The sequence below is a fragment of the uncultured Eudoraea sp. genome (assembly GCF_947258525.1).
Classification (GTDB): domain Bacteria; phylum Bacteroidota; class Bacteroidia; order Flavobacteriales; family Flavobacteriaceae; genus Eudoraea.
Window position 1 is genome coordinate 1 of record NZ_CAMYIP010000245.1, and the last position, 12,286, is coordinate 12,286.

The 12,286-nt window shown below is 58.7% G+C and carries 3 protein-coding genes; all 3 read right to left on the reverse strand.

What is annotated here, in order from left to right; translation table 11 throughout:
* A partial coding sequence (locus Q0X89_RS17935) for a DUF2341 domain-containing protein (protein WP_297696753.1) occupies positions 1-10,828 on the reverse strand: 10,828 nt, incomplete at its 3' end.
* 199 nt (positions 10,829-11,027) lie between these two features.
* Positions 11,028-11,843 (reverse strand): efflux RND transporter periplasmic adaptor subunit, encoded by an 816-nt coding sequence (locus Q0X89_RS17940; RefSeq protein WP_297696755.1) that lies wholly within the window; start codon positions 11,841-11,843, stop codon positions 11,028-11,030.
* Positions 11,844-12,049: 206 nt separating this feature from the next.
* On the reverse strand, positions 12,050-12,286 hold a 237-nt coding region (locus tag Q0X89_RS17945; RefSeq protein WP_297696757.1), incomplete at its 5' end, for a hypothetical protein.

Here is a 12,286-nt window from a genome sequence, read left to right on the forward strand (position 1 = left end):
TGTCACCGGCCGTGCCATCGGGCGCTTGATCCAGGTGGTAGACGCCAGTGTAGTTCGAGCTCCAGACGCCAGCCGCATTTTCCTGGTTGGTGGCCGAGGCGTTGCCGAAGTACATGTAAATTTCATTATCGACCGACGCCGACAGGTCGGTCTTGACCCAGGCGCGCAGCTCGCCGGTGGTCTCGTCGAAAAATTCAATTTCATGGGCCAGCAATGTACTGCCATCACCTGCGGAAAAGATAATGTCGTCACCATTGGCGAGCGCCTGCGCCGCCAGCTCGGCGTCGGTGTTGAACGTGATCAGCATGGGGAAATCGGTTACGTCACCGGCAACTTGCGCAGCGTCGATGGTCAGTAGTTTGCGCGTCGACCAGTCCTCGTTGTACCACTCCGTCATAGTCGGTGCATTGTTGACCGAGGTTACCGAAATGCTGCTGCTGGCAGTCGCCAGACTCACCGCACCCGAACCGTCGATTCCAGGACCGGCATAGGCGATATCGACGTTGTCGATGTTGATCTGCTCGGAGACCCCGTCGAAGCCCTGTACGATGCTGATGCGGACCTGCATGTCAGCAGTCAGCGGGGTGAAGTCTTCCAGGGTGTAACTCTTGCTGTCAGAGACATTGCCAACGATGTCGACGTTCTCCAGCAGGGTCCAGCTGCTGCCGCCATCGTTCGATATCTCGAAGGAAACGGTATCGAGCGCACCGGCACCGTAGCCGTCGTAGTCGAAGGTCAGCGTAGCGGTGGCCGCGGCAGACAGGTCTGCGGAGCGGGTAATGCTCTCCGCACTGCCGCCATCGAGGTTATCCAGATGTAGTTTGCCGCTCTCGATACGAACGTTACCGGTCGCCGCCGCGGCATCATCGTTGGTTTCCGTCCAGTTCGAAGTCCAGACCGCACTGCCGTCGTCGTTGGCATAGGAGACCGCATTAAACTGGTCATTGACATTGGCTACCAAGGTCAGGTCAACGGTGTCACCGTTGGCGCCGACGCTCTGATCCCAGGCGTGGAACGTGATACCGTTACTGACCGTGCCGTTCCAGCCCGGGTCCGGCACGAAACGCACGCGGGTGTCGGCTTCCGCGGCAAGCAAGGTAGCGGCATTTGCCGATACCGAGCCAAAAGCGGTCCAGTTAGCACCGTTATCGGTGGTAAATTGCCACGTGCCGTTAGTATCGTCGACGGCAACCACGGCGATGCCTTCCAGCGCACCGGCGTCGGTGTCGGTGACAAAGCCGCTGATCAGATCAGAGACCAGGGTGCCGCCATTGTTGAAGGCATCCTCGTTGATCGTTGCCAGGTCATTGGCGCCGCTTAGCACCGGTGCATCGTTAACGCTGCTGACATTGATATTACGGGCGACCGGGGTGCTGCTGCCGCCGTCACCGTCGGTCACCGTGAAGGTCGCGGTGCGCACTGCGGTCGATGGGTTCGGCGAAATGTTTTCGTAAGTGATGTTACGCATCAGCGCTTCGACCGCGGCTACCGTGGCATCAGCGTTTAATACGATAACCAGCGGTTCACTGCCGGAGCCGCCGCCGCTGAAAGTACCAATCGTAATGCCGCCATAGCTGACGGTGTTACCGCTGACACCGACCTGGCCGCCACCGGTGCCCTGGTTATTGATCGACAGCCGATCGTTGGCGGTGCCACCGGTCAGATCGACGCGCAACACGCCGGTATCGAAGTTAGCCGAATCCGGGTCGACCAGGGTTGCCGCCGAATCGATCACGGTAGGTGGATTTTGCTCGGTATAGCTCAGCGCTGATGCCGTCAGGGTAATCTCGGGGTCGATATTGACCGGCGTGATCTCCTCGATAATGGTCAGGTTGTTCATCTTCTTGGCTGAGTTGTTCAGCCCGATCTCGCCACCGTCGAACAGCAGCGTGGCGTTCGCCACCGTGCTGCCCGAACCCATGGTGGTCGAGGTCACCGTCAGATAGAAGATTTCATCGTTATTAATCATGGTACCGTTGGCGCCGACGGATGAGTCACCGCCGGCCAGCGTGGTAACAATGGAGCCGGCGGGTACCATGGTGCCGTCGAGATAGAGGTCCTCGTTGATCACCATGACACCAACAAAATTATTGAAGTTAACGTCCATATCGACGCTGCTGATCAGCGTCTGCACGGTGCCGCTGGTGGTGCCGGCACCGACATCGTCTGCCGGGTGATAGTAGATACTGCTCTCTTCGACAATGCTTTCCTGTGTGAACAGGAAACCACCTGCGGACAGCGTCACGTCGCCGATGGTGACGTCCTTCTCGATCAGCGTGATGCCGGTGGTCATTGCCGTGCCCGGCTGATCCAGCAGGTGAATAAAGGTACCGGAACTGTAGTCATCAACCGCGGTCGGACGGAAGATGACGACATCGCCGGCATTGATCGCCAGCGAATTGATGCTGGTCATGGTCTCGCTGTTTTCCGAGACGAACAGCAGGTCGCCGCGCTGCAGGTCGACGCTGTTGGCGCCGCCGACGGTAATGTCATTGCTGACGAAATGCAGACCGTTCAGGGTCATGTTGTTGCTGGCGGAAAATTGTTCCAGGTCCATGTACGGCAGCACGCTGCCGTCGGAGCCGGCCGGTTCGAACGACAGGTTCGGGTCGCCGATACCCAGTACCTCGCCGGCATCCCAGGAAGCAACGCCCGGCACCTTGCTGTTGTTAACATCCGACGCGGTGGAAAACAGGATACGTACTTCGCGTGGCTGCACGGTGATATTGACCGTCGCCTGCGCGGTACCGCCGTTGCCATCGAGCACCTGGTAGGTGAAGGCATCGGTACCGTTGAAATCGGTATTCGGGGTATAGGTGAATGTGCCGTCCGCGTTCAACACCAGCGATCCGTTGGTGGGACCACTGACCGGCGTGGTGTTGACCGTCAGCGTATCGCCATCCGGATCGGAATCATTCAGCAGCAGGTCGTCAACCGTGAGTTGCGCGACATAGGGCACGCCCTCGATCGCTGTAATACTGTCGGCCACGGCAACCGGGGTTTCATTGACATTGGTAACGTCAATGGTGAAAACCTTGTCGAAGGTCAGGCCGCCGGAGTCCGATACCCGGACCGTGATGTCATGCGAGGTCGCCGCCTCGAAGTCGATCTGGCTATCATCAATAAGCGTGATTTCACCGCTGGTTGGATTGATATCGAAACGCCCGTTGGCATCGTCTGTAAGTATGTAAGTAAAGGTATCGCCTGCGTCCGGGTCGACAGCGGATACTGTTCCCACTGCAGTGCCATTAGATGCGTTTTCAGGGATGGATAAGGTCAGGTTGGGTGAACTTGAAGTAAAACCTGCGCCGACAACGTGCTGTTCCGTCAGGTTGTTGCCGCTGACTGTCTCGGTAATAACACCGTTGCCACTGAAATTATCAAATACCCAGTTGGCTAACATGCCAGGCTCGGTGTTGGCCAGGGTCTGGTCATAATTGTTCACTACTTCAGTCGAGGTGCGTACATCATCAAACAGACGGATGTCGTAAAAGGTGCCGTTAAAGAATTCCTGGGATTCAAAACCACCGCCCACGGAATCCTGCTCGAGGCCGAACATCAGAGTGCCGCCGGTTGGAATGGTTTCACCTACCGACAACCCAGTGCCGCTATCGATCAGGGCACCATCAATATAAACCGCCCAGTCCCCTGCGGTGTTATCCCAGCTCACCGACAGGGTATGCGGCTGGCCATCCATCAATGCGGCGTTGTAGTCGATGGCTGAGGAAAAAACCTCTGTTCCGGTGCCAATATCAAGCTCCAGTGTATTGTTGGCCATCGTGTTGATGGTTAAGATATCGCCGGAGCCCGTGTTGTAAGAGATGAAAGGCACCTCTGAGGATGCGTTATTCCCAACAAACTGTGTTTCAAAGGTGAACTGGGTAAGCGGTGCCGTTAATCCACTGTCGGCAACCAGGTAGGTATCGTTGCCGCCATCGTCGTTAAGGTTCAAACCACCAGTAATCGTGCTGCCGACGACAATATCGGTCGGCGCGACGTTGACCGGTGTGACGGTAATCGCGAAGCTGTTCTCGTAGATCACGTTGGCGCTGTATACGTCGTAGTCAGTGTCACGGTTACTGGTAAACAAAATGCTGGAACCGTCGGGTGACCATTCCGCTTCGATGTCATCGCCAAGATCGTTGGTCAGACGGACCTGGTTATTGCCGTCGGCATCCATCACGTAGATTTCGTTGTTACCGTCGCGGTCGGAATAAAACAGCAGTTTCGTTCCATCCGGCGACCAGTCGCCCAGCGCATCCAGTCCCGCGTCGCTGGTCAGCTGGGTCTGGTTGGCACCATTGGCGTCCATCACGTAGATGTCATAATTACCGTTTCGGGTGGACTGGAACACGATCTTCGAACCATCCGGTGACCACGAAGCGCCGCCGTCGACGCCACCATCGGTGGTCAGCTGAACCAGGTTGTTGCCGTCGGCATCCATCACCCAGATTTCCTTGTCGCCGTCGCTATCCGAGGTAAATGCGATCTTGGAACTGTCGGGCGACCAGGCCGGCGCGCTATCGCTGACAAGGTTGGTGGTGGTTGTTATCCTGGTTTCATTGTTGCCGTCGGCATCGATGATATAAATTTCGTTGTTGCCATCGCGGTTCGAGGTGAAAGCAATCTGCGATCCATCCGGTGACCACACCGCCTGGAAATCACCGCCGACAGCGGTCACCAGGGGGGTCTGGCCGCTGCCGTCGGCGTTCATAATGTAAATATCGTTATTTCGCGAGAACACGACCTGGCTACCGTCCGGAGAATAGTCGGGTGCCCTGGCGTTGGAGATACCGTTTGTTACATTGGTCAGGGGGCCGATACCAACTATTGAGGGTCCGCTGGCATAGTTGCCCTGCCCGTCGTCCACGCTGAAACCGAAACTGTCAGCGACCGTTTCGCTGCCGTTATGTGCATAGACGACGCGGCTGTTGTCGATATCGTCCTGGGTAAAACTGGTGATGGCCACGCCCGGATTGGTGGTGAGCTCAAGCTGACCGTTAGCCGGGCTCGACGTTACCGTGTAAACGACTGACGATGCCGGCTGTTCTGTGTCTGTATAACCCAACTGGGCGTTGGTGATAATAGTTGCGGCGCCCTCTGCTGCGGTTAGCCCCGCATTATTTACCTGCGATGGAGCATCGTTAAGATTATTCAGCGAAATGGTAACTGTCGTTGTATCCGAAAGGTTCGGGCTACCGTCATCGGTGGCTTCAACGGTAAGCGTGAAAACCGGGTTGGTTTCGAAGTCCAGTGCTGCGCTGTTGGCTACCGTAATGACGCCGCTGTTATCGATTGCGAAGGCGCCGTTGGTATTACCCGCAGTAATCGCGTAAGTCAGCGTGTCGCCAACGTCTGGGTCGTAGGCAGCGACGGTGCCGACCACGGTGTTGTTCGCCGAGTTTTCGTCGATGCTAAACGCCGACGCCGTTACCACCGGTGGTGCACTGGTGCGAATTGCCTCGATCTCGGCGGCGGTGAGGGCGCGGTCGAACAGCGCCAATTCATCGATCGCGCCGCTGAACGGGGCGGAAAAATTACCCGGTGTCACAAGATTCCCACCATCGCGGCCTGCGCCGATCCACAGTGGATCATCGTTGGCCACCAGGTCCTTGTCCATGGTGCCACCGGTAGCGACACTACTGGAGTACTCGGTACCGTTGATGTATATCGAGACGGTGGGGCGATCGAAAACCACGGCGACATGGTTCCATTGATCGACCGTGGGCAGCGTGACATCAAAGTCGATATATTCAAAACCACCATCGCTCTTGAAGGCCCAGGTCATCTTGCCCGTGTCTTTCCAGGAGAGATAGTAGTTGACGTTACCGGTACCTGTTCGGTCACCTTTCATGAAGAACATGTCTTCAGTACCGGGACCCCGGTCCGGCTTTATCCACAGCGAGGCCGAGAATTCTGGACCGGTGATATCGATCCCCGGCGCATCGGCGACCTCGACGTAGTCATCGACGCCGTCAAACTGCAAGGCCTGCCCAAAGACGCCGCTGGTCCAGGTGGGGTCGTTTGCATCGGCACCAGTCGTGCTACCCAGAGTAGCCGTGCTGATACCGATGGCCCCTTCAGCGCTGCTGTCGCCGCTGCCCTCGTCGAAGTTCCAGTTGCCAAAAGCACCGTCAATGAAGGTCGGCGTCTCATTAACGGGGGTAATTTCGACCGTGGTGCTGCCGAGTGCCTGCAATGCGCCGCCGGCGTCGCCGTCATCGAAGGTCCAGTCGATCTGCACGCTGGCTGGTGGGCCATTGCTCGAATTACTGTAAGCAATCTGCTGCATCGCCGAATCGACCAGCGCGTTGGTCGCGTTGCCATTAAAGGTCAAAACCAGCGTGCCGCCGCTATTGGTCGTGACCGTGCCAATGATCGTGCCACCGACGTCGAGGTTGCCGCCCTCGGTCAATGCGGCCAGTGTACCGGTTGCGGAGAATACATCCTCGGCATCGGCGCCGCCGTTGCGCACCAGCGTCAGCATAGCGCCGTCGAAATTATCTGCGGTCGAAAGCTCGGCGTCATAAATCGTGACGTCGCTGTCGAGCACCACCGGCGCGCCGCCTTCGATAAAGGTTTGTGTCGCGTAAAGACCGTTTACCACCGCGAAACTATCGTCGAGCGTGCCATCCGCGTTGTACCGAACCAGGGCAATGTCCTGGCCGGCGAAGTCGCCGGCATCGCCGACCACCACGATTTTCCCATCGGGCTGAAGTTGAATAGAGCTAACGTAGTCATCGCCCGAGCCGAAGTTCGTGGTAACTTGTCCACCGGTTCCGAAGCTGGAATCCAGGGTACCGTTGGCGTCGTAACGAACCACCGCGAATTCGTTATCGGAGCCATTGTCGCTGTACCCTGCGACGAGAATCTTGCCGTCTGGTTGAACCACGACATCCGCTGCTCTTTCATCGCCGGTGCCGATCGCGGTGGTGAGCATGCCGTCGCCGCTGAAGCTTGTGTCGAGGCTACCGTTGGTGTTGAAGCGAACCACGCTGAAGTCAGCGTCGCCAGTGGTGCCGTTCCAGCTACGTCCCACCAGCAGAATCTTGCCGTCGGCCTGTTGCGTGAGACCGCCGGGATAGTCGTTACCTCCTGACCCTACATAGACGGTGGCCAGGCCGTCACCGTCAAAGCTGGTATCGATGTTCCCATTGGCATCGAAGCGAGCGAGAGCGAGTTGATGATGATCGACGACGTATTGCGTGCCGGAGACCAGGATCTTGCCATCCGACTGCAGCAACACGCTGTCGGGGTTCTGCAATCCTGCTGGAAAGCTTGCCGTGAGCTTGCCATCGCCGTCGAAACTCGTGTCGAGCGATCCATCGGCGTTGTATCGAGCCATGGTAAGCTCGGTGCCGTTGGAACTCGTGCCCAGCACCAGAATCTCGCCGCCCGGCTGAATTTGAATCGAGTAGGCTTGGTCAAGGCCGGCGCTGAATGATGTTGTGACCATCCCATCGCCGTCGAAGGTGGTATCCGGCGTGCCGTCGCTGTTGTAGCGCAGCACTGCAAAATCATCGCTTAAGCCGTCGCCAGTGCTTCCGGCCACGACGATCTTGCCGTCATTTTGAATGGCCACGGTGGTGGCGACATTCCCCATCGCACCACCATCAGTCGAGACGATGCCGTCGCCGCCGAAGGACGTATCCAGCGTCCCATCCGGGTTGTAGCGCGTGACGGCGAATTCGAATTGCCCTCCGTTCTGAGCGAAACCGACCGTGACGATCTTGCCATCGGACTGTAACGCCGTGGCATAGGGTTGATCTTTGCCAGAGTTCACGTCGGTGGTCTGAGTGCCGTCGCCGATGCCGAAGGTCGGCGCATCGTTGACCGCATTGACGGTGATCGCCACACTGTCGCTGTCGCTAGTCCGCTCGGCGGCGAGGTCAGCGATTTCGCTGGCTGTCAGGGACCGGTCGTAGATGCGCGCATCGTCGATCGATCCCTCAAAGTAAATTGGGGAGAAGTTACTGAAACTTCTGCCAATGCGGGTATCCGCCTGGCCGCCGGTATAATCGATCGAGTCCGTGTAATTCTGGGTGGTGACGGCAACACCGTCGATGTACAGGGTCTGCATGTTGGCGACATCGTCGAAGCTAAAGGCAAGGTGATGCCAGCCGGTTCCCGAGATCAGCTGACCCGATTCGATCTGACTGAAGCCGCTGCCGTTGTAGAAGCTCGCCTTGACGCCTGCCCCAAACCAGTCGTCGGCCCGCAGGATCACCCTGTCGCCAATATTGATCACCTCGCCGCGGCTCGTGCCCGTTAGATCGACCCAGGCGGACAGCGTGATGTTGGCCGGCTCACCGTAAAGCCCCGTGATCTCGGTATAGTCGCCACTGCCGTCGAGGCTCAGCACGTCACCGCGCTGCGGATCGGTCGTGATCGCCGCGTCGCCGAACAGCGTGGCGCCGTTGGTGCCGCCCGGGCTGTCGTCGCCGCCGGGCGCGGCCGCTTCGAACTGGTAGCGCCCGAGCAGGTTGCTGTCGATATCGAGGATCTGGGTTCCGTCCTCGCTGCTGACGACGGTCAGCGTATCGCTGCCGACGTAGCTGGTGGTCGGCGTGTACTGCAGGCCGTCCAGCGCGGCGTTGATATCTTCGACGGTGCCAGTCACGGTCATCGTCGCGCTGCCGTCGGCTCCGGCGTCGATCGTCAGGCCGGTGGTCTGCGCCAGGGTAAGCGTGCCGTTAGCGACCGACAGCTCGACCGTCGTGATAGCCCCGGAATCGTTGCCGATCGAGACCGGATTGCCGTTGGCGACACTGAACGTCAGCGTGGTATCTACATCGGTCGATTGCGCCGCGGGCAGGTTGTTGACCGGTGCAGCGTTGACCGAAACACCGGTCGAAAGCACGGAAGAGCTGCCGAAGATCGCGTAACCGGCATCGGTGTCGGTTGCGGTCGCGGTAATGGTCGCGTCGGCGGCGACGCTGGCGTTCAGGGTCGCGTTGATCACCGCGTTGCCCGAGCCGTCGGTGGCGACGTTGGCGAAGCCGATGTAAGTCTGGACCCCGCCGCTGGTCGCAAAAAACTCGATCCGGTAAAAGTCATTGGCCGCGGCGACGAGTGTGCCGTTAATGGTGATCTGGCTCGGGGTCGCCCCCGCCGCCGACAGCACAGGCGCGCTCAGGGAGTCGTTGGCCCCGCCGGCGATGTCGATGTCCTGGTCGCCGTTGGAGTGGATCTCGTTGCCGAGCAAGGTGTTGCCGCTGCCGCTGACGATATTGACGCCGTCGAGCTGGTTGAACGCGATCAGGTTGCCGGCGCCCTCTTCGGTGCCGCCGATCAGGTTGCCGGTGGCGTTGTTCTGGATTTCGATACCGTCGTCGGAATCGTTGCCGCGATTCTGCGTGCCGGTGATGTCGGTGCCGATGTAGTTGCCCTGAATCGTGTTGTTGTTCGAATTGATTTCGATGCCTTCGAAATTCATCGAGATAATATTGCGCGCATTTGGATCGGTGCCGCCGATGGTCGTGTTGTGCGAGCCGGACAGCAGCGCAATGCCGACGTCGCCGTTGCCGGTGCCAGTGGAACCGTCGGGATCGAGGCCGATGATGTTGCCCTGGATCAGGGTGCCGGTGGCGCCGGTGCCGGTCAGGTTGATGCCTTCGTTGCCGTTGTTGGTGATGACGTTGCCGTCGTTGGCGCCGGTGCCACCGATCACCGTATTAGCGCCCTGCACGTTAATGCCGTTATTGCTGTTGCCGTCGCCGGTGGTGCCGGTGCCGGTAGTGCCGATCCAGTTGCCGGTGATGGCGATGCCGTCGGCGCCGTTATCGATCTGGATGCCGTTACCAGTGAAATTGGTGATCATCAGCGCGTTGACGCTGCTGTCGTCGGCGCCGCTGGTAAAACGCAGGCCGTTGCCGCTGACGCCGGTGCCATCGATCTCGACCACCGGATCGCCGCTGTAGCCCGGCGCAGTCGAACCGTCGATCGCCAGTTGCTCCCCGATCGTCGGTAAAGCGCTCGACAGACTGATGGTGCCGGCAACGCCGAATTCGATCGTATCAGCGCCGCCCGACGTATTCGCAAGCCCTATCGCCTCGCGCAGCGATCCCGCGCCCGAGTCGTTGAGCGAAGTCACGGTATAGGTAGCGAAGGTGCCCTGGTATTCCTGCTGCAGTTCGGCGCTGACCGCGACCTTGCTCTCGATTTCTCCCACCGAAAATTCGAGCGCCCAGTCGCCGCCGAGGCCGGCGTGGCCGGTCAGGTCGGTCGACGCGGCGACGTCGGCCAGCGTCAGGCTGCTGATGTCGTTGATCAGGTCCTGTCCGTCCACTGTTTCGGCGAGGTTACAGCCGTAGATCAGGATATCGCCGGTCTCGGCAAACGAGTTGGCCCAAAGCGCAATCTTTAAGTTGTTTTGTTCGAGCGTATCGGCATTTAGCTCGGTGTTACCGAGTTGAATACTGCCGTCGTCGCCGTGCGAAATGATATGCACCGCGTCGAGCTCGTCTCGCGTGGAGAGAAATTCGGATATTTCCTCGATACCGTCCTTGTCCTGATCGAGAACTACAACCTCGATATTGCGGCTGCCATCCTCATTTTTGGTGAGATCGTCGACCAGTTGCTGGTAATTGTCGACGTCTGCATCGACGAATACGACTTCCTGCGATTGCTGCTCGGCAGCGGCAGCATCGGTGCCGCTATTGTTGGTTTGCGCGCTACTGCCGTTGATATCGCTGTAGATCGCGTTGGCGTCGGAATCGAGGCTGGGATCGATCAGTCCCTCGATGCCGCCCGAAAATAGCCGGCGCTCCTCGAGTTCTTCGAGGATCAGCTTCGATTGCCTCTGGATATCTTTCGACGATTTACTCATAACGCTTCTACGACCACTTAACTATAGAAAACACGCGTTTCGCTGTTTGCCCTGCGGCGGCGAGTCCGCCGGGCAGAAACTTCGGGGTATCGAATGAGTATAGGTCGGGATCGGCGCGGCACAGGCGAGACTCCGCGAAAACGGGGTCAAATTGCCGGAACTGTGAAGTGGCGCACGAGAACATCTGGGTATGTCCCGCCTAGTTGCCGTTGCTGGACGATCCGAGCGCGCTGTAAACGTCGTCGCTTGCCGGCTCGGGGGTATCGAAAGCGAAGTTCGCCAGGCAGTTGACGCCACCGACCAGCTTGTCTTCAGGGTTGGGCAGCTCCATGCGTACGGTGAAGCTGCCGCTCGCGGGATCGATCAACTGGTCGACGATGGTCACGGTCGCCATGAACACCTGGTCGGCCGGCTGCTCCGGATAAATTTCGACTTCCATGCCTTTCTGAATCAACCCGAAGTACTCGGTCGGCGCGATCAGTTCGACCTTGAGCGGGTCGACCTTGGCGAGCTTCATGATGGTGCGGCCGGCGACCGCTTCGCCCACCATCGCGTAGCGATCGACAACGAGACCGTCGATCGGGCTCCTGATTGTTCTGAGCGCGAGCTGGGATTGCGCCAGTTCGAGGTTGACCTGCGCGATGCGGCGCTTTTCCTTCGCCTTGTTGAGTTCGATCTGCGCCAGCGCAACCTCGGTTTCAGCCTTGTCGGTTTCGTATTGCGACACCGAGTTCTGGGTCAGCAGGTCTGTCATCCGCTTGTGGTACTGCTTGGCATACCGCAGCTGCTCCTTGCGGTTTTCGACATCGCTCGATGACTTGGCCTGCAGGCGCGCGAGCCTGACCTTGGCCTTTTCTACCGAGGCCTCGAGTTGTGCCAGCGGCTGCCCCTTCTCGACGGGGTCGCCAATTTCGACCAGTATTTCCTCCAGCACCGATTCCACCGGGCTGCTGAGTTCGACGTACATTTCCGGCTTGACCAGGCAGTCGAGCTCGGCGGCCTCGACTCGGGCCATAAGCCTGACCCCAATAGCGGACGTCATCCCCGCGAAAGCGGGGATCTTGCAACCAAACGCTTTCCAACAGTTATAAGATTCCCGCTTGCGCGGGAATGACGAGTTTTTATTCAATGACGCAGTTGCATTCGATGACGCGTTTGTATTCGATAAGTGCCATGTTGATCTGCTCACGCCTTCGGTATCGGCTTGGGATATTGTCTTCATCATTCGAACCTTCCTGAAAACGCGAGCGTGCGCCGCTGGCGTTGATCCTGTTTCATCAGCGCCTTGCGGATGCGGCACTGCTTGCTTTCGTACTTTTTCTGCGGCAGACGCAGAATCCTGTGGCTGATAGACGCGGACAGCGGCTTGCCGGCGTCGGTCATTCCTTGCAAAAACTTGAGCACCGCGGGGCTGTAGTAGCCGGTGAGCGCCGTATCCTCCAGCGACAGGATCGCCTC